General features: G+C 52.2%; 19 protein-coding genes and 1 tRNA gene. 10 read left to right on the forward strand and 10 right to left on the reverse strand.

The features are described 5' to 3' along the window. The first annotated feature begins 129 nt into the window (after window positions 1-129). Genes B5D58_RS08415 through B5D58_RS08425 form a run of 3 tightly spaced genes read left to right on the forward strand, consistent with a single transcriptional unit; the run spans window position 130 to window position 4,113 of the window. A complete protein-coding gene (locus B5D58_RS08415; protein ID WP_011112626.1) occupies window positions 130-2,328 on the forward strand; it encodes a TonB-dependent receptor in 2,199 nt (732 codons plus the stop codon). 16 nt (window positions 2,329-2,344) lie between these two features. Next, complete coding sequence (locus B5D58_RS08420) at window positions 2,345-3,028, forward strand: Fe2+-dependent dioxygenase (RefSeq protein WP_011112627.1); 684 nt, start codon at window positions 2,345-2,347, stop codon at window positions 3,026-3,028. Further along, window positions 3,028-4,113, forward strand: a complete 1,086-nt coding sequence (locus B5D58_RS08425) for an alpha-hydroxy acid oxidase (RefSeq protein WP_011112628.1) — start codon at window positions 3,028-3,030, stop codon at window positions 4,111-4,113. The genes B5D58_RS08420 and B5D58_RS08425 overlap by 1 nt, the downstream gene beginning before the upstream one ends. A gap of 125 nt (window positions 4,114-4,238) precedes the next feature. Here B5D58_RS08425 and pgsA read toward each other — a convergent pair whose 3' ends face one another. The 8 genes from pgsA to B5D58_RS08465 all read right to left on the reverse strand — a co-directional run bounded on the left by pgsA (window position 4,239) and on the right by B5D58_RS08465 (window position 10,707). Then, the gene (gene pgsA, locus B5D58_RS08430) at window positions 4,239-4,817 is read right to left on the reverse strand and encodes a CDP-diacylglycerol--glycerol-3-phosphate 3-phosphatidyltransferase (protein ID WP_011112629.1); all 579 of its coding nucleotides are present in this window, start codon (window positions 4,815-4,817) and stop codon (window positions 4,239-4,241) included. Between the two features lie 108 nt (window positions 4,818-4,925). Beyond that, window positions 4,926-5,570 (reverse strand): FGGY-family carbohydrate kinase, encoded by a 645-nt coding sequence (locus B5D58_RS14115; protein WP_234989043.1) that lies wholly within the window; start codon window positions 5,568-5,570, stop codon window positions 4,926-4,928. After that, window positions 5,554-6,459 carry an FGGY family carbohydrate kinase gene (locus B5D58_RS14120; protein WP_234989044.1) on the reverse strand — a complete coding sequence of 302 codons (906 nt, stop codon included), beginning with the start codon at window positions 6,457-6,459 and terminating at the stop codon, window positions 5,554-5,556. The genes B5D58_RS14115 and B5D58_RS14120 overlap by 17 nt, the downstream gene beginning before the upstream one ends. A 96-nt stretch (window positions 6,460-6,555) precedes the next feature. Next, complete coding sequence (gene rnk, locus B5D58_RS08440; protein ID WP_011112630.1) at window positions 6,556-6,969, reverse strand: nucleoside diphosphate kinase regulator; 414 nt, start codon at window positions 6,967-6,969, stop codon at window positions 6,556-6,558. A 278-nt stretch (window positions 6,970-7,247) separates the two neighbouring features. Then, the gene (gene phoB, locus B5D58_RS08445) at window positions 7,248-7,970 is read right to left on the reverse strand and encodes a phosphate regulon transcriptional regulator PhoB (RefSeq protein WP_011112631.1); all 723 of its coding nucleotides are present in this window, start codon (window positions 7,968-7,970) and stop codon (window positions 7,248-7,250) included. Window positions 7,971-8,537: 567 nt separating this feature from the next. Beyond that, window positions 8,538-8,630, reverse strand: a tRNA-Ser gene (locus B5D58_RS08455). Window positions 8,631-8,676: 46 nt separating this feature from the next. Further along, window positions 8,677-9,924 (reverse strand): aspartate kinase, encoded by a 1,248-nt coding sequence (locus tag B5D58_RS08460; RefSeq protein WP_011112632.1) that lies wholly within the window; start codon window positions 9,922-9,924, stop codon window positions 8,677-8,679. A 195-nt stretch (window positions 9,925-10,119) separates the two neighbouring features. Next, window positions 10,120-10,707, reverse strand: a complete 588-nt coding sequence (locus B5D58_RS08465; protein ID WP_011112633.1) for a peptidoglycan-binding domain-containing protein — start codon at window positions 10,705-10,707, stop codon at window positions 10,120-10,122. Between the two features lie 251 nt (window positions 10,708-10,958). On the opposite strand from B5D58_RS08465, the gene B5D58_RS08470 reads away from it, so the two are divergent. Both B5D58_RS08470 and B5D58_RS08475 read left to right on the forward strand, forming a co-directional pair. Then, the gene (locus B5D58_RS08470; protein WP_041357281.1) at window positions 10,959-12,134 is read left to right on the forward strand and encodes an acetate/propionate family kinase; all 1,176 of its coding nucleotides are present in this window, start codon (window positions 10,959-10,961) and stop codon (window positions 12,132-12,134) included. A gap of 44 nt (window positions 12,135-12,178) precedes the next feature. After that, the gene (locus B5D58_RS08475; RefSeq protein ID WP_011112635.1) at window positions 12,179-14,551 is read left to right on the forward strand and encodes a phosphoketolase family protein; all 2,373 of its coding nucleotides are present in this window, start codon (window positions 12,179-12,181) and stop codon (window positions 14,549-14,551) included. Between the two features lie 298 nt (window positions 14,552-14,849). Here B5D58_RS08475 and tal read toward each other — a convergent pair whose 3' ends face one another. After that, window positions 14,850-15,944 carry a transaldolase gene (gene tal, locus B5D58_RS08480; protein ID WP_011112636.1) on the reverse strand — a complete coding sequence of 365 codons (1,095 nt, stop codon included), beginning with the start codon at window positions 15,942-15,944 and terminating at the stop codon, window positions 14,850-14,852. Further along, window positions 15,919-16,158, reverse strand: a complete 240-nt coding sequence (locus B5D58_RS08485; RefSeq protein ID WP_041356845.1) for a hypothetical protein — start codon at window positions 16,156-16,158, stop codon at window positions 15,919-15,921. The genes tal and B5D58_RS08485 overlap by 26 nt, the downstream gene beginning before the upstream one ends. Before the next feature lie 26 nt (window positions 16,159-16,184). Here B5D58_RS08485 and B5D58_RS08490 point away from each other — a divergent pair, with 26 nt between their 5' ends. The 5 genes from B5D58_RS08490 (at window position 16,185) to B5D58_RS08510 (ending at window position 22,908) form a co-directional block, all read left to right on the forward strand. Beyond that, a complete protein-coding gene (locus tag B5D58_RS08490) occupies window positions 16,185-17,465 on the forward strand; it encodes a cytochrome-c peroxidase (RefSeq protein ID WP_011112637.1) in 1,281 nt (426 codons plus the stop codon). Window positions 17,466-17,673: 208 nt separating this feature from the next. Next, window positions 17,674-18,183, forward strand: coding sequence for an RNA polymerase sigma factor (locus B5D58_RS08495; protein WP_011112638.1), 510 nt, complete (start codon window positions 17,674-17,676; stop codon window positions 18,181-18,183). A 6-nt stretch (window positions 18,184-18,189) separates the two neighbouring features. Beyond that, window positions 18,190-19,152 carry a FecR family protein gene (locus tag B5D58_RS08500; protein WP_011112639.1) on the forward strand — a complete coding sequence of 321 codons (963 nt, stop codon included), beginning with the start codon at window positions 18,190-18,192 and terminating at the stop codon, window positions 19,150-19,152. Between the two features lie 78 nt (window positions 19,153-19,230). Continuing rightward, a complete protein-coding gene (locus B5D58_RS08505; protein ID WP_011112640.1) occupies window positions 19,231-21,528 on the forward strand; it encodes a TonB-dependent receptor domain-containing protein in 2,298 nt (765 codons plus the stop codon). Window positions 21,529-21,600: 72 nt separating this feature from the next. Next, complete coding sequence (locus B5D58_RS08510) at window positions 21,601-22,908, forward strand: dicarboxylate/amino acid:cation symporter (RefSeq protein ID WP_050731316.1); 1,308 nt, start codon at window positions 21,601-21,603, stop codon at window positions 22,906-22,908. The last annotated feature ends 173 nt before the right edge of the window (window positions 22,909-23,081 follow it).

The following is a 23,081-nucleotide window of genomic DNA, read 5'->3' on the forward strand; positions in this document are numbered from 1 at the left end:
GCGTCTCAACTGATGAGCAGCAAATCGGGATTGATCTGAACAGTGGTCTTTCTGAACCAGAAACCCTTAATAACAATTTTTTAATTACCAGCAGCAAACCAATCAACAATCTCATTAGAGGGAAATGAAATGTCGCAACAGCAAAAAACGCTGCTCCCCCTGGGCGCAGCACTGATGGCCGGCGGGCTGTCGATCAGCGCCTTTGCAGCGGAAGGGAGTGAATCATCCGAAGCTGCCGTTCTTCCTACCATCAAGGTGCAGACGAGCGCCGAAGAGCAGGATGGTTACCGTGCCACTGCGACTCGTGTCGGTAAAAAATTGCAGGATCCGCACGATATTCCACAGGCAGTGACCACTATTACCAACCAGTTCATGGAAGACTACCAGGCAAGCTCACTGAGGGATGCGCTGCGCCACGTTGCCGGCTTGTCTTTCAACGCTGCAGAGGGCGGGCGTTCCGGTGACAATATGATGTTGCGCGGTTTCTACACCTTTGGTGATATGTATCTGGACGGTATCCGCGATACTGCACAGTACAACCGTGAAATCTTCTATATGGAGCAAGTGGATGTACTGCGCGGAGCGGGCGCCATGATGTTCGGACGTGGTCAGGCCGGTGGTGTCATCAACCAGGTCAGCAAGGCACCACACATTGGGGATAGAGGCAAAATCACCGGTAGCGTCGGGATGTACGGTTACTACGAAATGACCGGTGATTTCAACAAGCAGATCACTGACACCATTGCCATCCGTTTCAATGGAATGAAACGTACCGAAGACAGCTGGCGCAAGAATCCGGCGGCAGATGACAGAGCCAGCCTGGATCGTGATGGATTTGCCATCAGTGCCGGGATAGGTCTCAACACTGCTAATGAATTCATCCTGAGCCATATCCGCACGACAACGAATGACAAACCAGATTTTGGTGTCAGCTTTGATGCGACGACGCGCAGACCACAAGAACGATTTCCAGCAAAATATTACTGGGGAACCAACAGTAATTTTGACAAAAGCACGGTAAATATCACCACAGCAAGCTTTACTCACCGTTTTTCGCCTGACAGTGAGTGGCGCACCCAGTTACGCTACGGCGATTATGAACGCAGTTACTGGGCACGTACTCCCAGCCTCACTGTTGCTCCTAATATCGGAGGCACGATTTGTACACCTAACTGTAATGGCGGGCCGACGCGCGCAATGGACTACGAAACACTAGCCATTCAGACTGATTACAATAAAAAATTCCAGTTGTTTGGAATGAACCACGAATTCCTCGCCGGTGCAGAATATCTCAATGAAGACGGCTTCCGTCATTCCTTACAGAATTTCGGCGGGACGACAGCGGCCAATCCTCCTCTGTATCGCCCTTACGAGATTAATTCAGCAGGGAACCCAGTCGATTTCAAATCCCGCACCTATGCCGTTTATATGCAGGATACGATCGAGTTCATTCCTAAATGGAAACTCACACTGGGCGGGCGACGCGACGAGATGAAAGCGATATATTCGAATACACTCTCTCCCAGACTGAGATATGGCGAGTGGAGTACACGCGGAGCCTTGTCCTACCATTTTTCAGATCAGTCACATTTTTATGTAGCCTATAGCGATTCATTCAGTCCGACGGCTGATCTGTATCAGCTCAACGTTGCGCCTCTCCCGCCGGAACGCAGTCAGGTCAAGGAAGTCGGTGCGAAATGGCTGTTGTTTGAAGGCGATCTGGCACTGCGTGCAGCACTGTACCGTGCCGACAAGCAATGGGAACGCAATACCGATCTGGAATCAACCGCATCTGTCCTTACCCGAAAACGCCGCACCGATGGAATCGAACTGGAAATGGCAGGCCGCATCACCCCCAACTGGGAAGTATTCTCCGGTTTCACTGTGATGGATTCAGAAGTCCGGAAAGTGGCTGTCAACGTCAATCCGAATACCGGTGCCCTGACTTCGGGCAACCCGGCATACGAGGGTGAACGCTCACGCAACACTCCCCCTTATACATTCAACCTGTGGACGACCTATAAACTGCCCTATGGCTGGAGAGTAGGTGGAGGTGTCGAAGTAAAAGGCAAGCGTTACGCCTACAACCCAAGCGGTGCCGGCCCTATCCCCACCCTGCCGGGTGAAACCGAATTCCATCCCAACACTGCGCCTTCCTATATGCGCTGGGATGCGATGGTTGCCTATGAACAACCAAAATGGGCGGTACGGTTGAATGTTCAGAACGTATTCAACAAGCTGTATTATGATGCTGTCTACGACAATGGCGGGTTTGTCATCCCAGGCCAGCGTCGCAGAGCGATCATGACTGCTGAATATCGTTTTTAACCGGAAATCCAACTGAGTGCTTCTGACTATCGATGATGTTTTGACACAAGAGGAACTGGCCATCGCAAGAAGTATGCTGGCCAGATCTGCCTGGGTAAGCGGGCTGGTAACGGCCGGTACCCAGGCTGCCCAGGTGAAAAACAATCAGCAAGTGCAGGAAAACGATCCGCAAATAGTCAACCTGCGCCGCCTGGTATTGGGAGCACTCAACCGCAACGCCCTGTTTTTCACGGCGACTCTGCCTGAAAAAATCGTACCGCCGTTCTTCAATCGCTACAGCGGGGAAACCAATCATTATGGTTTTCATGTGGATAATGCCATGCGCCTGCTGCCGGATGGCAGTGGATATGTCCGCACCGATGTATCCGCCACATTGTTTCTGTCTGATCCGCAGGAATACGATGGCGGAGAACTGGTCATCAACGATACTTTCGGTCAGCATGGTGTGAAACTGCAGGCAGGCAGTATGGTGATCTATCCTTCTTCCTCGATCCATCAAGTCACACCGGTCACCCGCGGAGAACGGCTGGCCTGCTTCATGTTCATCCAGAGCATGGTGCGTAACCCCGATCAACGACGCCTTCTGTATGAGATGGATATGGCATTGTTGCAGCTGCGCCAGAATATTGGTGAAACACCCGCCGTCGTCAGCCTGACCGGCACTTACCATAACCTGCTGCGACAGTGGGCTGACAGTTAGTGGGCGAGTTACTGCCTAAGCTTGCAACCATTCCGGAAGGAATACAAAGCGCAGCCGATTACCTGCCTTTAGCCAGAGAACGCCTGCTGCCGGCAGTCTGGCACTACCTGGAAGAAGGCAGCGGCAATCAGGTAACACTGCACACCAATAACTGCGTATTCGATTCGATCCGGCTTATACCCCGGCCCATGGCCGATGTGCGAGACGGTCATACCCGTATCACCCTGTTTGGCCAGACACTGGCACATCCTGTCATCCTGGCACCACTCGCCTACCAGCGCCTGTATCACCCGCATGGAGAATCGGCCAGCGCCATGGCGGCCAACGCACAGGGGGGACAACTGTGTGTAAGCAGCCTGGCAAGCCAGACACTGGAAGAAATCATCACTGCAGCCGGGCAGCCTTTATGGTTTCAGTTGTATTGGCAGGAAGATCGTCCGAGAACACTGAAACTATTGCGCCGGGCCGTTACCGCGGGCTATCAGGCGATCGTATTCACGGTGGATGCACCGATCAAACAGGCAACCATTCAACTGCCCGCCAGCATCAGCGCGGTCAATCTGGATACACCAGCGCCGTTTCCGGCACTTCTGCCGCATCAAAGCCAGGTATTCAATGGCTGGATGGCGCAAGCGCCCCGCTGGGAGGATCTTGCCTGGCTGAGAGCGCAAACCTCGTTGCCACTGCTGGTAAAGGGCATCCTGCATCCGGAGGATGCCAGGAAGGTGATAAATCTGGGATACGATGGACTAGTAGTCTCCAACCATGGCGGGCGCGTGCTGGATGGCGCTCCTGCGAGCCTGGCGTGTCTTCCGGAAATCGTCAGCACTGTATCCGGCCGGGGAAAGGTATTGTTCGACAGCGGTATCCGCAATGGGCGCGATATTTATAAAGCGCTGGCGCTCGGAGCCGATGCCGTACTGATTGGCCGTCCCTACATCTGGGGGCTGGCAACGGTCGGTGCTCTGGGTGTGGCCCATGTCATCCGCCTGCTGAGGGATGAACTGGAAATGACCATGGCACTTACCGGCACAGCCAGTATTAGAGAAATTACCCGGGAGAAAATAATTTCTGATCGGGACTGAAAATGATCGAGTTTGAACAGGCACCTGACACGGCTCCTTCGCTCCCCCGATAACTTCCGGCTAAATCGATCTTTATAAATCGATCGCTGCCCTATCAAGCTGTCCAGTGGTCCATTCCAGTAATCTCAATGCTGGCTGTGATGAATCACATGTGGAATGGCTGCTCTCAGGTAGTAGATCATCGACCACAATGTCAGAATGGCTGCAATGTAAATCAGCCAGGTGCCAGCCGTCTGTGAATCGAACGCATCATTGATTCTGTCGTGGTAGAGCAGCAGGGGAATTGCCACCATTTGTGCAGCCGTTTTGATCTTCCCCAGAAAAGACACTGCCACACTCTTGGATTTGCCAATTTGCGCCATCCATTCACGCAGTGCGGAAATTGTAATTTCACGACCAATGATGATCAAAGCAACCGGGGCATCCAACCGGTCCAGATACACCAGTACGATCAGGGCGGCGGCTACCATCAGTTTGTCTGCTACCGGATCAAGAAAGGCACCAAATGCGGAAGTCTGGTTGAGCACCCGCGCCAGGTAGCCATCCAGCCAGTCGGTCAACGCGGCGCCGGCAAATACGATGGTGGCAACCAGATTCTGCGTGGCCGGAGACATCCAGTCCGTCGGCAGATAAAAAATACCGACAAACAGGGGAATTGCCATGATACGCAGCCACGTCAGAAAATTGGGAAGATTCATCAGCATAACCAAACGCACTCCAGTCTGTTTTCATCCTGTCAGGTTGATAATCCGCGATACCAGATTCACCACGGGTTTTCTCCGCTTTATTCTGCATGTTCCACACACTCGCTCCTACTGGCGGGAATCTGATACGGCAGGTTCAGCAGCAGCATTTCCGGAAGCATGTAACAACGACTGAACCGCCGTTTTCCAGCCGGCATACAGTCGTTTTCTTTCAGCTTCTGTCATCACAGGAGTGTAGATTATATCCCGTTGCCAATAATGTTCAGTTGCTTCCAGCCTGGCGAACAGCCCCACTGCCAATCCGGCCAGAATTGCCGCACCCAGTGCCGTTGCTTCCGTTACTTTCGGTACTTCCACCGGTCTGTTCAACATATCAGCGAGAAACTGGCACATGAATCCGTTTGCCACCAGCCCTCCATCCACACGAACGACGTCGGCCTGATGGCCGCCATCTTCCTCTATTGCTGCCATCAGATCCAGGGTCTGGTAGCCCTGTGCTTCCAGTGCGGCACGGATAATATGCGCCCGGGTCGTATCACGTGACAACCCACTGATCATACCGCGCACATCCGGTCGCCAGTAGGGTGCGCCCAAGCCGGTAAAAGCAGGTACGAAATACACTTCATTACTGTCCGGCACACTGCGCGCCAGTGCCTCACTAGCTGCTGCATCCTGAAAGAATTCCAGCCCGTCCCGCAGCCACTGAATCGCTGCACCCGCAACGAAAATCGATCCTTCAACAGCATAAACCATCTTGCCATTCAGACGATACGCCGGCGTGGTCAGTAAACGATGTCGTGAAAGCCTGAAATCCGGACCGATATTCATGAGCGCAAAAACCGGTACCATAGGTGGATTTGACCATGCCCGGCCGGAAGCACCTTTGTCCGATCAGCGCCGCATGCTGATCTCCTGCCATGCCGCCAACAGGAATTTCCCGATCGAACAAAGCCGGGTCGGTCACCCCGAATCCGGCAGCATTATCGCGGACTTCCGGCAGAATCGCTGCCGGAATATCGAACAATGCCAACAGGTCTGCATCCCACTGCTGTTCGACGATATTGAACAACAATGTCCGTGCAGCATTCGTTACATCAGTGGCATGTACTCGACCGCCTGTCAGATGCCAGAGCAGATAGCAATCGATCGTACCAAACGCTAGTTCACCCCTTACTGCCCGGGCACGCACGCCTTCAACGTTATCCAATATCCAGGCAATCTTGGTTGCAGAAAAATAGGGATCGAACAGCAGGCCGGTTCGGGCTGTTACCATCGGCTCAAATCCTTGTGCTCTCAATCGCTCACAAACAGTACCAGTGCGGCGATCCTGCCAGACAATGGCAGGATAAACAGGTTTGCCTGTCTTACGATCCCATAAAATGGTCGTTTCGCGCTGATTGGTGATGCCAATGGCAGCAACCGCTTCCGCCCTGCCGGCAGTGCGTTCCAGGATCGCACGGCAGACTTCGAGCGTATCCTGCCAGATGGTTTCTGGATTCTGCTCGACCCAGCCCTTGCGCGGATAATGCAACTTCAGCTCTTTCTGTTGCACTGCAAGGATTTTCAGTTCCGCCGAAAACAGAATGGTACGAGTGCTGGTCGTCCCCTGATCGATGGCCAGAATCGTCGGCTGATCATTCATGGTCAGTTTCGTACGAAAGAAACAGGAAATATCATTTGCAAGTCACCCGGTCGGCCTGTCTTCAGTCAGCATGGAATCTCCCGGAAAAGAGCCCGTTTACCGGTAATATTCACCGGAACGCTCCGGCTGATAAGTCACTTCCACGATGCGCACACGCAATACGCCACCACCCGGTTTGGGCCACTCGATTTCATCTCCCTGTGCAAGTCCCAGCAGTGCACTTCCTACCGGCGCAAGGATCGAAATCTTTTCCCCGCTGGTATCGACATCCTTCGGGTAAACCAGCGTCAGGCAGAATTCTTCGGCAGAGGATTCGACTCTGAATCTGACAGTCGAATTCATCGTCACAACGGTGGGTGGAATCTCCTCCGGATCTACCACTTCTGCCCGGGCAAGCTCGGCTTCCAGATCATCCCTGCCCGGAAACGCATTTTGCGAGAGAGTTTCCAGCAATATTTCCAGGCGCTCTGCATCGAGCGAAGAAATCATGATTTTGGGTTTGATACTCATTTTAATTCCTCGTATTGGATCGTCCACATGAATTGTTGCAGAAAAAAGCCACGGCTTTCAGGTGAAAACACTCCTCCTGAAATGGCTCTGCAAATGGAAATAACTGATTGACGGACGCAACCGGTCTGTGTTGCATCCCGTTATAGAGAACTAAGTCACACTTGAAAAGATGAAAAGCCGGGAAATCTCTTGCACTTACCAACCACAGCTAAACTCGCCCGGTCCCTGTCAGCGCAGTATAGCCTACCGCCCTGCCATTGACCAGTACAGGCCAGCCTTCAGAGTTCACTCTCACCGCGCGTGGAAAAACGATACCCTGCCCCTCTGACTGTCTGCACGAGATCAGCTTTTCCTGCTACATCCAGCGCCTTGCGCAACCGGCGTATATGCACATCAACCGTACGATCTTCGACAAAAACATGATCTCCCCACACCCGATCCAGTAGCTGGGCGCGGGTATGCACACGTTCAGCATGCGCCATCAGAAAATACAACAGACGGTATTCGGTAGGACTGAGCAGCAACTCTTTCTCGTGCGTGCCATCGTTCAGATCGGTAACGGTCACCCGGTGTGTCATCGGGTTGATCTGTACCCCCCCGATATCGAGAATTTCATCGGAAGCTTCAGGCAGGCTCCGGCGTAATACTGCTTTTATCCGGGCAATCAACTCACGCGGGGAGAACGGTTTGGTAACGTAATCATCCGCCCCGGTTTCCAATCCGATTACCTTATCTCTCTCATCCACTCGAGCAGTCAGCATGATGACGGGAATCGGTTTGGTACGCGGATCGCGTCGCAGCGATCGCGCCAGCTCAATACCGCTTTTCCCAGGAAGCATCCAGTCCAGCAATACCAGATCGGGCAACACCTCATTCACCATGGCTGCCGCCTGCTCGGCACTGTTTGTACATACAGCGGTATAGCCTGCATTGCGCAGGTTATAGGCGATCAGCTCCTGAATCGCCGATTCATCTTCCACTACCAGAACTGTTGCAGACATTTCTCACCTCACTGGAAAAAGGGATATAACCCACATCCGGAACATACAGAGCAATAATGACAGAATGATGACAGCTCAGCCCTTTGGTGGACACAGCCCTAGCGATAATAATCGCTATACTCACGCCACCGCACTACGATAAGCAAGCACCCAGCCACTGTACTCTCAATCTCACAATTTCCTTACAGAAGGCATGTCGCCACTGATGATTCAGATCGTGCCTAAAAACCAGCCATGAAGTTGAGGCGCAATCAGTTTTGCCAGCCGACTTGAGTCAGGTCCAGCAACGATATCCTTCTGTTGATAATGATAGCAAGCCGTGTTCAGCATGATGTTCGGGTGCAGAACATAGTCGATGGCCAGTGCGTGTTGCAGGCAGTTGCGTAGTGTCCATGGCTGAACGCCCACAGACAGGCGACTTACATGAACTGGAGAGCGAGAACACCATAAAAGGCCGCTTGATGGTGACCTTCGGCTTTCAATCGGGATATATTTCGATACTTTGATCGTAGTTAGGAATTCGTCGGGCAGGATACTGATCCTGCCAGAATTCCACTATTTGGTGGGTGGCGGAGAGAGAGGGATTCGAACCCTCGATAAGCTTTTTGAGCCTATACTCCCTTAGCAGGGGAGCGCCTTCGACCACTCGGCCATCTCTCCGTGGGTGATATTCTTATATCAGCTTACGCTGCAAAAGTCGGTAATACTAACACGTTTTTGTGCTGGTGTTATTCACCTGATCCAGATCAAAAGCTTTGTGCAGAACCCGGACCGCTAATTCCATATACTTCTCATCAACTACGACAGAAATTTTGATTTCTGAAGTTGCAATCATACGAATATTGATTCCCTCTTCTGCCAGAACACGAAACATTTTGCTGGCGATACCGGCATAGGAACGCATTCCCACCCCGATCACCGAGACCTTGGCGATTTTATCCCCGCCAATGACTTCACGCGCACCGATATGAGGCAATACCTGTTGTTTCAGTACATCCATCGTTCTGGCATATTCGTTCCGGTGAACCGTAAATGAAAAGTCAGTGGTATCATCATGCCCAACGTTCTGGATGATCATATCGACGTCTATATTGGCATCTGCCACCGGGCCCAGTATCTGATAGGCAATACCAGGGTGATCCGGCACACCTACCACCGTGATTTTCGATTCGTCACGATTAAATGCAATCCCCGAGATTATGGGCTGTTCCATCTTGTTATCTTCCTCAAACGTGATCAGCGTACCTTCGCCTTCCTCAAAGCTGGAAAGAACCCTGAGCTTGACCTTGTATTTACCGGCAAACTCCACCGAACGTATTTGCAGCACCTTGGAGCCCAGGCTGGCCATTTCAAGCATTTCTTCGAATGTAATGGTATCCAGTTTCCGGGCTTCCGGCACCACACGCGGATCAGTGGTATAAATACCGTTGACGTCCGTGTAGATTTGGCATTCGTCCGCCTTGAGCGCTGCAGCCAGTGCAACCGCCGTAGTATCTGAGCCACCCCGCCCCAACGTCGTAATATCACCCGTTTCATCAACGCCCTGGAATCCGGCCACAATAATCACGTAACCCGCTGCCAGATCGGCACGAATGGGGTCTTCATCGATCTTCAGGATACGCGCCTTGGTATGGGCACTGTCAGTCGTGATACTGACTTGAGGACCGGTATAGCTTTTTGCCTTGATCCCCAGCTCACGCAAAGCCATCGCCAGTAATCCGATCGTTACCTGTTCGCCGGTGGACAGAATGACATCCAGTTCACGGGGATCAGGATTGGGTTGAATCTCTTTTGCCAGCGAAATCAGACGATTGGTTTCTCCGCTCATGGCTGATACGACGACTACCAGCTCATGCCCCTGCGCCCGAAACTCAGCCACACGATGCGCAACCTGTTTAATGCGCTCGGTGCTGCCTACCGAAGTGCCACCATATTTTTGAACGAGGAACGCCACGAAATTTTTTCTCAGGAATAAATGATCAAACAGCCTGAACGGCGGTGAATTCTACACATTTCTCTGAAAGAATTCTATTTCCAGACCAGACGAAAGCCAAAAATATGAGTCTGCCGCTACCTGTAGAACCAGATCGTAAAGATCAGGGGACTGATTTCAGCAGACTCATGACATTTCCATAAAACCTGAGAACAATCAGAAATCGATCCCCAGTTCGCGCAGTGTTTCTTTGGTTATTTTGCCTTCAGCCAAACCATGTTGTTTCTGGAAATCGATCAATGCACCTCTGCTGCGTGGCCCCAGTTTACCGTCCGCCACTCCCGGATTCAAACCGGCATCTGTCAAAGCCTGCTGAACTTTGCGGATCAGATCCGGTGTGGCTTTGACGACTTCCTGACCATCATCAGCAGATCCTGCTGCTGAATCTGTTGCAGGGGCTGCTGCTACAGACCCGGTTTCTTCAGCGCCACTCGCAGTCGTTTCTTCCGGTTCAGGTTCTACTTCACCATTTAAAGCACCACCAGTACGCTGGATAATTTCATCTGCTTTTGCCAGAATCGATTCCAGTGATTCTTCTTCCATGACCTCGCCAGACTCGGTCTCACCCGATTCAACGGGTACTGATCCAGTCACGATCTCATCACTCTGGACAGCTTCTTCGGTTACCCCGATCTGATTCTGCGCGGTGGTTTCTTCCGGCTCATCACCACAACCCGCTACAAACGCAACCAAAGATAGCATCAGAACACATTTTGCAAAACGATCAAGATTTATCACTTTCATTCCCGAACCTCCTCATGAAAAAATCAATGAATCTCCCGGATATCTAAAACCAGGCCTGAAAATTCCCGCTTCCTGAACCAACCGAGCCATGCCCGGCCAATCAGGCAGATATAACCCCGCAATATACACCCTTCATACGATCATTCCATCCTATGATGACATAAGAATCGTTTTTAATGATCTATCGGGTGAAAAGCAAAATCGCACAAATCGACAACGATACCCGGCAACTGTTTTTCAGGAGAATTACTATGAACAAAACCATTCTCGTCCTCAATGCCGGCTCATCCAGTCTCAAATTCGCACTCTATCAAACGACACATGAAAGCATATCGATGATCTGCCGGGGAAAAATCGAGATCGGCGGTAATGCTTCATCCCGGTTTCAAGTCAAGGATTCCCGGGGAGAGCTACTCTGGCAGCAGTCTCTTCACATTACCCATCATGAAAACGCGATAGAGGTACTTTTACAATGGCTGGAAACACGAACGGACAAGCGACAGCCAATAGTAGCAGGTCACCGTGTCGTCCATGGCGGCATGCTATTCAACCGACCGGTCCTCATCGATGAACAGGTCATCACCCGACTGCTGCAACTGGTTCCACTGGCACCGCTGCATCAGTCCGACAGCCTGGCAGGAATCAGCGCATTACGACGACTCAGACCGGATTTACCACAGGTTGCCTGTTTCGATACCAGTTTTCATCGTACCATGCCCGATGAGGAACAGATTTATGCGCTGCCCGGCCATCTGACAGACCAGGGAATCCGGCGTTACGGTTTTCATGGGTTGTCCTACGAGTATATTGCCCATATCCTGCCCAATCATCTGGGCGATCGGGCAACAGGACGTATCGTAGTAGCACATCTTGGCAACGGTGCCAGCCTGTGCGCTTTACGGCAGGGCAAAAGTATCGCCACGACCATGGGATTCACACCGCTGGAAGGTTTGCCGATGGGTACACGTTGCGGCAACCTCGATCCGGCGGTACTGCTTTACCTGATGCGGGAACAACAAATGGACCACGATACTCTGACGAATCTGTTACATCGGCAAGCTGGGTTACTGGGTGTTTCCGGTATCAGCGCCGATATGCGCACGTTACTGGCCAGCGATGATCCCGGCGCCAAACGGGCCGTTGACCTGTTCGTCTGGCAGGTATGCCGTCAGTTGGGGGCAATGGTAGCCTTACTGGAAGGGATCGATGGTCTGGTTTTCACTGCAGGTATCGGCGAGCATGCATCGCAGATCCGTACACGGATATGTGCCCGCCTCAAATGGCTGTCGATCGAGCTCGATGAATCTGCCAATCAGGCCAATGCCATCCGTATCAGCACTGCCGACAGCCATACGCCGGTCCTCGTTCTGCCAACCGATGAAGAAACCATCATCGCCCGCCACACATTGCGACTCATCGCGGCATGAACCGGGACACCTCCCATGACTTGACCTTAATGAGGTAATTCGCCATGACTCAACTCCCGCAACCCCTCACTCCGGATGAACTGCAGAAAATCGACGCCTACTGGCGCGCTGCCAACTATCTTTCAGTCGGCCAGATCTATCTGCTTGATAACCCACTGCTGCAGACCCCGCTGACATTGCAGCATATCAAGCCTCGTTTGCTGGGGCACTGGGGAACGACACCCGGGCTCAATTTCATTTATGCCCATCTCAATCGCATCATCCGGCGTGATGATCTGAACATGATCTACATCGCCGGTCCCGGCCACGGCGGACCCGCACTGGTCGCCAATACCTACCTGGAAGGCACTTACTCCGAACATTACCCCGATATCTCGCAGGATATCCAGGGAATGAAACACCTGTTTCGCCAGTTCTCTTTTCCCGGCGGGATCGGCAGTCATGCCACACCGGAAATTCCCGGTTCCATCCACGAAGGAGGTGAACTCGGTTATGCACTCTCTCACGCCTTTGGGGCAGTGTTCGACAACCCGGATTTGATCGCAGCCTGTGTCGTAGGTGACGGAGAAGCCGAAACCGGGCCATTGGCAACTGCCTGGCATTCCAACAAGTTTCTCAACCCGGTTCATGATGGTGCCGTGCTGCCGATCCTGCATCTGAATGGCTATAAAATTGCCAACCCCACCATTCTGGCGCGTATCAGCCGTGAAGAACTGGATCAGCTGTTCCAGGGCTATGGCTATCAGCCCTATATCGTCGAAGGAGAAGATCCTCTGACCATGCACCAGCTCATGGCCGGTACACTGGACCAGGTACTCGCTGAAATCAGATCGATCCAGACCAGAGCTCGCCTTGATGGTGTGACGCAATACCCTCGCTGGCCCATGATCATCCTGCGTACCCCGAAAGGATGGACCGGGCCCGCAACAGTCGATGGACTGAAAACGGAAGGCTCCTGGCGTTCCCATCAGGTACCGCTCTCGGAGCTGGCAAAAAAACCGGAACATATCCAGCAACTCGAAGCCTGGCTCAGAAGTTACCGCCCGGAGGAACTATTCGATACTCAAGGCCGGCTGGTCGAACCCCTGCAGACACTGGCACCACTCGGCAATCGTCGAATGGGTGCCAACCCTCATGCCAATGGTGGATCACTGATGAAGCAATTGCGTATGCCGGATTTCCGGAAATATGCGGTCGAAATCGTGCAACCTGGCCAGATCGAAGCCGAATCGACCCGGATCATGGGCAGTTTCCTGCGGGATATCATGTGCCTGAATCTGAAAACCTGTAATTTCCGAGTATTCGGACCGGATGAAACAGCTTCCAACCGGCTGGGAAGCCTGTATGACGTCACACCCAAAACCTGGCTTGCCGAAACGCTGCCCGAGGATGAGCACCTGGCACCGGATGGACGGGTAATGGAAATCCTGAGTGAACATACCTGCCAGGGCTGGCTGGAGGGTTACCTGCTGACCGGGCGACACGGCCTGTTTTCCTGCTATGAAGCCTTCATTCACATCGTCGATTCGATGTTCAACCAGCATGCCAAATGGCTGAAAGTCAGCAAGGAAATTCCATGGCGCAGACCCATCGCCTCACTCAATTACCTGCTGACTTCCCATGTCTGGCGTCAGGATCATAATGGTTTCTCTCACCAGGACCCCGGCTTTATCGATCATGTGATCAACAAAAAAGCCGATACCATCCGCATCTATCTGCCACCTGATGCGAATTGCCTGCTGTACATTACGGACAAATGTCTGCGCAGCCGCAATTTCGTCAACGTCATCGTCGCCGGCAAACAGCCACAACTGCAATGGCTGGATATGGATGCTGCGATCAAACACTGCACGGCCGGCATTGGTATCTGGGGATGGGCCAGCAATGATCAGGCTGGCGAACCGGATGTCGTCATTGCCTGCGCCGGAGATGTTCCCACCATCGAAGTCCTGGCCGCTGTCAGCATCCTGCGGGAACATCTGCCCGACCTGCGTATCCGTGTGATCAATGTCGTCGATCTGATGACGCTGCAGCATGACCGGGAACATCCACAAGGACTTTCCGACAGGGAATTCGATACCCTGTTCACTACAGACAAACCTATCATCTTTGCCTACCATGGCTATCCCTGGCTGATTCACCGCCTGACCTACCGCCGTACCAACCACGCCAATCTGCATGTGCGCGGCTATAAAGAAGAAGGAACCACTACTACACCGTTCGATATGACGGTACTCAACGACATGGATCGTTTCCATCTGGTCGATGATGTCATCGACCGTGTTCCCCATCTGGGATACAAAGCGGCCTATCTCAGACAAATCATGCGTGACAAACTGGTCGAGCACCGCGAATACATCAATCGTCACGGTGAAGATATGCCGGAAATCAGGGATTGGAAATGGACTGCACCCTGATGGTGATAACGAATGGCCACCCGGTATTTCTGCCGGTTCCCGACCATAATAGCGGACACCGTCAGCACATCTGATATCTTAAACAGGCTCTGAGGAGCCTCTGAAAAACGTCAGCAAGACAGAGTCAGTTCAAGGCAAAATCGGCGACGCAAGCAACGCGTAGCGGACAGCCATGAGGCTGGCCCGTAGGGCGAGGCGCCAATGCCGAGTAAAAAGCAGAGTTATACATGGCAAACGAACCTTTTGAGCCGACTTTTAACGCAGAAATGGCAACGCAGGTAGTTTTTTCAGAGGTTCCTCAATCCGTTTTTCCCCTCTTCAGGGCAGTGCATTTCGAATCAATCACCGCCATCAATTCCTGCCAGGAAGTCACGAATCCTTTTGCTCCCTCCTGCTGGAGTCGAATTGCCAGCGCATCGATATCAACCCCCGCTCTGGCAAACTGTTCCAGAACCTGTTCGCAATCTCCGCCATCATCAGGCATATAGTCGAGGCTTTGATCATCATAGTCCGCAAGTGCCTTCAAGGTAGCTTCAGGCATCGTATTGACCGTAAAGGGAGCGACGAGTGACATCACATACAGAACTGGCGAAGCAGCAGGATCTTTGGTCCCCGTGCTTGCCCATAACAGGCGCTGCGGCCGTGCACCGGCATTGTAGGCACGCAACCAGCGCGGTGAGTCAAAAAGATCACGAGCAGCTTTATAAGTACGTCCGGCAATCGCAATACCCAGCCTGTTGCGCAACGTCTCCGGAACCTTGCCGGCAACTGCAACATCCCATCGGCTGACGAACAAAGAAGCAACGGACATCACATCAGGGTTGAGACCGGCATCGATGCGCCGTTCGATACCGCGCAAAAACGCCTCGGCTGCATCCACATACTGTTCACGACTGAACAGCAACGTCACATTGATCGGTATACCTGCAAAGATAGCTTCTTCAATGGCAGGCAGACCTTCCCGGGTTCCCGGAATCTTGATCAGCAGATTCGGCCGGGCCGCCCGGTTGCAGATTTCCTTTGCAGCCACTATGGTACTGGCGGTATCGTAGGCCAACAGGGGAGATACCTCCAGCGACACCCATCCGTCAACACCATGGGTACGATCGTAAACCGGCTTCAACAGATCGGCAACCCGGGTCAGATCTTCCAGCGCCAGATCAAGAAAAATCGCTTCACTCGATTTACTCTGTTCCAAACCTGAACGAATTCCCGCTTCGTAAGCACTGCTGTTTCTGATTGCCTGGTTGAATATGGTCGGGTTCGAAGTCAATCCCGTTACCGAAAGCTCGTCGACGTAACGCTTGAGTGTGCCGTTAGTCAATAAATCACGTGTAATGTTATCGAGCCAGAGACTCTGGCCGAGATTATGCAAAAGTTGTGTCGCTTTCATGATTCTGCTCCTTGGAAAATCGCCGGACCGATAGCTGCATGCCGACAATACCCAGTATACGTGCATCAGATAAAATCGCTATGGCTGGCAGCCCTTGAATGATGTTATCGCATCGGCAATCCGGCAGCAGCTCGTGTTCCACCGCCCCCTCTCTGCGACAATTTGTCACATTCTCATTTCCTTTCGTTGTCCGGATAATTTCACGCGCTGTCATTATTCCAACGAGGGATTATCGAGTTTATGTACAAAATACTGGTTGTCTTTTTATTGTTTTATACCGGTTTGAGCGTTGCAGGTGACAAAAAAGCGATGCGGTCTGAAGAAATAATGCTGGGAGAACTTATTTTCAAGGATAAAAATTTATCCTTGAACAGGAATCAGTCTTGCGAAACCTGCCACAGCCTGAGCCCGGTCGCAAAGCCGGGTCTGCCGGCGGTGCCAGGCTTCGTCGATCCTGACAATGTCACCGCAGGCTCTCCCGTATCGAAAGGCTCCGACATCGATCCCGAAACCAACTTGCCTTTCAACGGCACACTGAATACACCCAGTGTCGGCTATGCGGCCTTCAGCCCGAAGTTCAAATGGGATAAAAGCCTGAACGCCTATAGCGGAGGATTCTTCTGGAACGGCCGCGCCAGAAATCTCGCAGAGCAGGCCAAACAGCCCTTCCTGAATCCGGTTGAAATGGCCATGCCCAACGCTGCTGACGTTGTTAACCGCCTAAGTGAAAATGCGACTTACCGCAAGTTGTTCAAAAAGATTTACGGTATTTCACTACCACTCAAAAAACAGTCGGACAGGATGGTAGAGAAAGTTTTTCAGAGCATGACTCAGGCTGTTGCCGCCTTCGAACGAGACAGATCATTCAGTAAATTCAACTCCAAGTTTGACTATGTTCTCGCCGGAACAACGTCATTTACGCCTGTCGAACAACTGGGATTCGATCTTTTCAAAGATCCGCAGAAAGGCAATTGCGCAGTTTGTCATCCCGTGGAAAGTACATTCGATAAAAAAGGGAACATCACTGTTCCGCCCTTGTTCACCAACTTTGGCTATGAAAACATCGGTGCACCCCGCAACATGAAAATCCCCGGATCGCCCGAACCTGATCTGGGCCTTGGCGGACGGGCAGATATTCAGAAACGCGACAAATCAGGTTTACAAATCGGCAAACACAAAGTCATGTCCTTGCGCAACGTGGCGGTTACCGCCCCTTATGGCCATAATGGTGTTTTTGCATCTCTGGCAATGATCGTGCATTTTTACAATACACGCGATGCATTGCCGCACGATTGCGATAACACTTCACCCCGTTTTCCATCTCAGTGCTGGCCGTTGCCCGAAGTCGGGCGAAACGTCAGTAACGAGTTTGGCAATCTGAATCTGACAGCCGAAGAAAGAACAGCACTCATCGCATTCATGAATACCCTGACGGATGACTATCCCGCCTGGGGCAATGATCCGCTGGTCCCGCCCGGGACACTTTCTCCCTATCCGCATCTCGGGATACCGTCCAGATAAGCCGTCATCCTTCCAGCGATCAGTACGCAAGGTGCCCGGGATACCACTCGATTGTGTGCAGAATGAGCACTACATCGATGATCCGATTACCGACACTTACCCGGGCATTCTTCCCTGCGACAATTTGTCGCATTCTCATTTCCTGCTTTTGTCCGGATAATTTGATCCGGACAAACAATAGTTACACACTTCTTTTCGCGACTGCATCATGTCTTCATCGGATTCCCCTGTATTTACAACATTTTATAAACAATACCAGTCACAATTGATCAGTCGCATCACTCGCCTGGTCGGTTGCCGTGAAACCGCAGCTGATCTTGCCCAGGAAGCCTATATCCGGTTACTGGGCCACCGCGATTTATCGAATATATTGAGCCTGTCCGCTTATCTGTTCCGGATCGGCCATAATCTGGCCATGGATCACCAGCGTGATCCTGCAAATAAAATAGAATATCTGCTGCTCGATGAGACACTGCCCTGCCCGCTGCTCCAGCCGCATGAAATCGTGAGCCTCCGGCAGCAGTGCAGACTATTGCTGGACACGATTGCCTCCATGCCGCAAGGTTGCCGCGATGTTTTTCTGCTGCGTAAAATCGATGGGCTCAGTTACAGTGAAATCTCCATCCGCCTCAATATTTCCGAAAAAACCGTGCAACGACGTCTGGTACAGGCCATGCTGCGTTGCCACCGCAGCATGAACCAGATAGTCATCCGGTGATACTGTATGCCCGCTTCCGGCCCTCCTGACGAACAGCTGCTCAAACAGGCACTGAAGTGGTTCTTTCTATTACAGTCTGAACACTGTACGGATAAGGACAGGCGAAAATTCAACCGCTGGTTCTGTAAAAATGAAGCTCATCAGACAGCCTATGCGCATGCTGAACGCTTATGGTCTGAAACAGACAGGCTGAAAGAAACACCCGATATCCCCGGTTTACGTGAAGCCAGACAGCGCCGCCCAAAACACCAGCCGGCCGGCATACTCGGCTGGGCACTGTTCTTCCTGATTTCATCTGCTTTGATGAGTATCGGCTGGCTGGAATACAGCGCTGAAACCGTCACTTATTCCACCCGATTAGGAGAGCAGCGCCTCATCTCCCTGGCGGATGGCAGCCGTATCAACATGAATACGGCCACTCGTCTGCACGTCCGCATTTCTTACCTGCAGCGCAAAATCACGCTGGATACGGGAGAAGCCGTTTTCGACGTTGCACACGAGACCTGGCGTCCTTTTGTCGTGCATACGGACAAATTGCAGATCCGTGATATCGGCACCCGGTTCAACATACACAAACAGCAGGACGATATCTCGATCACGGTACTGGAAGGTGCGGTGGAAATCGATGGTGTACGTCTGGATGAAGGGTATCAGCAACATTATTCCTCTCGCAGTGATCATGCGATTCTCCGCCCGGTCGATACCGAACAGATCGCAGCCTGGCAGCACGGGCGGCTGATATTCCGCCAGACTCCTCTGGCAGCAGTCACAGCCGAGCTGGAACGCTATCACCCGGTACACTTCATTTTTACTGACCCCGCCATTGCACACGAGACGCTGAGCGGAACATTCGGCACCCGTGATCTGCCACTTTTCCTCAGCAGCCTGGAAAAGGCTTTACCAGTCAGGGTAAAAAAACTGCCGGACGGGCAAACCCTGCTGATCGACCGGATAAATAAAAAAATGTGACCAGTTCATCGTGTTTTTCACGTCTTACCAGACAGGACATCAGAAACCTTTATACCTTCCTGACTGGAGAAAAACACCATGAAATCTATTGCCGGATTATTTTCGTTACTGCTTCTGCTATGGGCGAATACGGCCAATGCGCAAAATGACATCACCTATTCCTTCAATCTTCCTGCACAGCCCCTTTCTTCCACACTGAATCACCTGGCCAATATCACCGGCATCAAGCTGATTTATGCAGATGAAATCACCCGGAATCATCTTTCTCCACCTCTACACGGCAACTTCACACTGGCAGAAGCATTGAACCAGGTACTGAATAAAAACCGGTTGAAGTACGAGATGGTCGATAACAGCATGGTCGTCATCAGCCAGGCTGCTGCCAATACGGTTTTACCCGAAATCACCATCACCACTGATTCATCCGCGGCCGGTAACGAAGCCTCACTAACCGTTCCGAATACCGCACAGGCAACGGCCAATATCCAGTACACACCCGGTGCCGTCGAAGTCATATCCGATACCCGATTCAAAAGTACACCGGCACAAACCATCAAGGACATCGTCGGCTGGATACCCGGTGTCATCGCCCAACCCAAATCGAATATCGACAACAGGATATCGATCCGCGGCTCCGGACTGACGCGCAACTACGGCAACCGTGGCATCAATATGTATATGGACGGCATCCCGATCAACACTGCCGATGGCCTGTTCGATGTCTTCGAAATCGATCCAGGTGCTTACCGCTACGTCGAAGTGTTCAAGGGTGCCAATGCACTGCGTTACGGAGCCAACTCTCTCGGTGGCGCAATCAACTTCGTCACACCGACAGGTTATGATGCTTCCCGGTTCAGCGGGCGAGTGGATACAGGCAGTTTCGGCTATATGAAAGGGCAGGCAAGCACAGGCGGAGTCCACGGTCCGTATGATTATTTCATCACTGCATCGGCACAGCGCGAGGATGGCTATCGCGATCACAGCAACGGCCACATGGTACTGGGCAGCGCCAACTTCGGTTATCGATTCTCACCGGATGCCGAGACACGCTTTTACCTGAACGCAAATACATGGCGCCAGCGTTTACCAGGCGAGCTGACCAGGAGCATGGCGCTGGATTCACCACGCAGCGCCGATCCCGAGTTCATACGGCAGGATCAGCAACGCAACATCGACTCAGTGCGGCTCGCCAACAAGACTACGCTACGCTTCGGCTCCACCACGGTCGACTTTGGTCTCTTTGGCCACCATCGTCATGTGGATCATCCTATCTACCGGTACCTGGATTACTATGTCCATGACTACGGCGGCTTCGCCCGTGCAACCGATGACCGTCTGATCGCCGGCTTCCGCAACCGCTTTGTCGCGGGTGCAAATGTTCATAACGGTAAAATCAACTACAAAGAATATATCAACCCGGGAGATGCGGTGAAAGGGGCACTGGCCATGTCCACGGTGGATAAATCACAGAACTATTCAATCTATGCGGAAAACAGTTTCTACTTCCTGCAGAACGTCGCGCTTGTTGCCGGCGGGCAGTTCCTGCATGCGATTCGCGACCGGAATGACCGTTTCCTGACGGATGGCGACCAGTCGGGTCGCCGCGCTTACAGCATCTTCAGCCCCAGAGGAGGATTGTTGTGGGACATTGCTCCTGATGTACAGATCTTTGCCAATATCTCACGCAGTGCGGAAGTACCGACCTTCGACACGAATACATTCATGACACCTGCCAGCTCGGAACTCGATGCCCAGACTGCCACCACCTACGAAATCGGAACACGCGGGCGCAAAGCCGATTTCAAATGGGATATCGCCTTCTATCGCGCCCATCTCAGAAATGAGCTGCAATGCCTGAGAACGTCGCCGTTCAGCCCGTGTACGGTAGTCAATGCGGATCGTACCGTACATCAGGGAATCGAACTGGGATTTGGTGCCGCATTTCTCAAGGGAATCGCCACCCGGAAAGATCTTCTCTGGCTCGACGTAGCCTACACCTACAACGATTTCTTTTTTGACAATGACACCCTTTATGGAAACAACAAGCTGCCCGGCGTACCACCCCACTACCTGCGCGCAGAAGTGCTCTACAAATACCCGAATGGATTCCACGCCGGCCCGAATGTCGAATGGATGCCACGAGCCTATTACGCCGATAACGCCAACAGTCTCACCATCGGCTCATACGCGCTCCTGAACTTCAGAATCGGCTATGACCCGGGTAAAGGATGGTCCGGCTACCTCGAAGGACGTAATCTGCTCGATACCCGCTACATCTCGACCACGATCACCTCCGGTACGGCCGATGCCACTTCGGCACTCTTCAACTCCGGCTACGGCCGGGCAATTTATGGTGGTATACGATTCAACTGGTGAAAACAATCGAGAGGCATCTCCCAGCTATTTTCTGGAACCTGTCAGTGTGAGAACGATGATATGCTGGCGCCCATGGCATTTTCCCGACGTGAACAATCTTTAAGCCAATCCATCGGCGCCCTGATCGCCCAGCATTTATGGGCAAAAATTCTGTTGGGGATGGTACTGGGCACCCTCACAGGCCTTGTACTATCTCCTGGCGGTCTGGCATTACTGGAAAACGATACTGTGCTCATGGCAGCGGAATGGATTGCGCTGCCCGGAGTCATTTTTCTGGAAATGCTCAAAATGGTAGTGATTCCGCTGATCATCTGCTCCATTGCACTCGGTATTCTGACCAGTGGCTCTCCGCACCAGTTGAAGCGAATGGGAGCATTCATCGTGCCGTACTTCATCATCACTTCTTTCGTTGCCGTAGGAATCGGCCTTGCCATCACGCTCATCATTCAGCCCGGGCATACGGTCGGCACCAGTATCGATACGCTGGCGGCTGCCATGACGGCTGATGGTGGTATAAAAACATTTGACGATCTGACTGTCCCGCAACGCATCGTTAACCTCATCCCTTCCAATTTCGTCGAAGCAGCCATGCAAACCGACATGCTCAAAGTCGTAATTGGTGCGATTTTTCTCGGTGTAGCCGCGTTGACCATTCCACGTGAAATCGCAAAACCATTCGAGGATTTATGCCTGTTCGGACAAGTGGCCGCAATGAAGATCATCAGCTGGGCCATGGCACTGGCCCCTTATGCTGTATTCGGTCTGATGGTCGATGCCATGGTTCGGCTGGGCTTCGATATACTGACAGCGATCGGCTGGTATATGGGTTGTGTATTGCTGGGACTCGTGATCATTCTCGGCTTGTATCTGTTCGGAGCAGCCGTTTTCGGCCATCGTCCGCCATTCGAATTTTTGCGCGCCATACGTGATGTGCAACTGCTGGCTTTCTCCACCTCCAGTTCAGCTGCCGTCATGCCTTTATCCATTCGTGCAGCAGAAGAAAATCTTGGTGTCAGTGAAGATATCAGTCGTTTTGTCATTCCTGTCGGGACGACGATCAATATGGACGGTACCGGACTTTACCAGGCAGTAGCCGCTGTTTTCCTGTGCCAGATCTTCAAAGTGGATCTGAGTTTCACAGAAATGATCCTGCTGTTATGCACCACGGTTGGTGCTTCGATCGGCACACCGGCCACGCCGGGTGTCGGTATTGCCGTACTGGCTACCATTTTATCGGGCATCGGTGTGCCACCTGCCGGAATCGGCATCATTTTCGGCGTCGATCGCATTCTCGATATGTGTCGCACGACCATCAACGTTACTGGTGATCTGACTGCTGTCGTCATCATGGATAAATGGATGAAAAAGAACTTTGCTTAGGATGATAACGCAGAACAAGCTGGCAATTTTTTGTACCCGAGCCAGGATATACCAGCAAACAGCCGAATATATACCACAACATTGTATTTTGTTTGATTTGATCGAGGATTAGAAGTTGACTTAATAAATACGAATTATTACCATTGCTCGAAATAAATGTCTGACAGGGTCAT

It is taken from the genome of Nitrosomonas europaea (assembly GCF_900167395.1).
GTDB classification, from domain to species: domain Bacteria; phylum Pseudomonadota; class Gammaproteobacteria; order Burkholderiales; family Nitrosomonadaceae; genus Nitrosomonas; species Nitrosomonas europaea.

Excerpts from the sequence above, each read along its gene's own strand:
- B5D58_RS08415 (WP_011112626.1), top strand. The coding sequence starts at position 130 with ATGTCGCAACAGCAAAAAACGCTGCTCCCCCTGGGCGCAGCACTGATG.
- B5D58_RS08470 (WP_041357281.1), top strand. The coding sequence starts at position 10,959 with ATGAACAAAACCATTCTCGTCCTCAATGCCGGCTCATCCAGTCTCAAA.
- tal (WP_011112636.1), bottom strand. The coding sequence starts at position 15,944 with ATGAAAGCGACACAACTTTTGCATAATCTCGGCCAGAGTCTCTGGCTC.
- B5D58_RS08495 (WP_011112638.1), top strand. The coding sequence starts at position 17,674 with ATGTCTTCATCGGATTCCCCTGTATTTACAACATTTTATAAACAATAC.
- B5D58_RS14120 (WP_234989044.1), bottom strand. The coding sequence starts at position 6,459 with ATGAATGATCAGCCGACGATTCTGGCCATCGATCAGGGGACGACCAGC.
- B5D58_RS08485 (WP_041356845.1), bottom strand. The coding sequence starts at position 16,158 with ATGACAGCGCGTGAAATTATCCGGACAACGAAAGGAAATGAGAATGTG.
- B5D58_RS08505 (WP_011112640.1), top strand. The coding sequence starts at position 19,231 with ATGAAATCTATTGCCGGATTATTTTCGTTACTGCTTCTGCTATGGGCG.
- pgsA (WP_011112629.1), bottom strand. The coding sequence starts at position 4,817 with ATGCTGATGAATCTTCCCAATTTTCTGACGTGGCTGCGTATCATGGCA.
- phoB (WP_011112631.1), bottom strand. The coding sequence starts at position 7,970 with ATGTCTGCAACAGTTCTGGTAGTGGAAGATGAATCGGCGATTCAGGAG.
- B5D58_RS08500 (WP_011112639.1), top strand. The coding sequence starts at position 18,190 with ATGCCCGCTTCCGGCCCTCCTGACGAACAGCTGCTCAAACAGGCACTG.
- rnk (WP_011112630.1), bottom strand. The coding sequence starts at position 6,969 with ATGAGTATCAAACCCAAAATCATGATTTCTTCGCTCGATGCAGAGCGC.
- B5D58_RS08510 (WP_050731316.1), top strand. The coding sequence starts at position 21,601 with ATGGCATTTTCCCGACGTGAACAATCTTTAAGCCAATCCATCGGCGCC.
- B5D58_RS08465 (WP_011112633.1), bottom strand. The coding sequence starts at position 10,707 with ATGAAAGTGATAAATCTTGATCGTTTTGCAAAATGTGTTCTGATGCTA.
- B5D58_RS08475 (WP_011112635.1), top strand. The coding sequence starts at position 12,179 with ATGACTCAACTCCCGCAACCCCTCACTCCGGATGAACTGCAGAAAATC.
- B5D58_RS14115 (WP_234989043.1), bottom strand. The coding sequence starts at position 5,570 with ATGGTTTATGCTGTTGAAGGATCGATTTTCGTTGCGGGTGCAGCGATT.
- B5D58_RS08490 (WP_011112637.1), top strand. The coding sequence starts at position 16,185 with ATGTACAAAATACTGGTTGTCTTTTTATTGTTTTATACCGGTTTGAGC.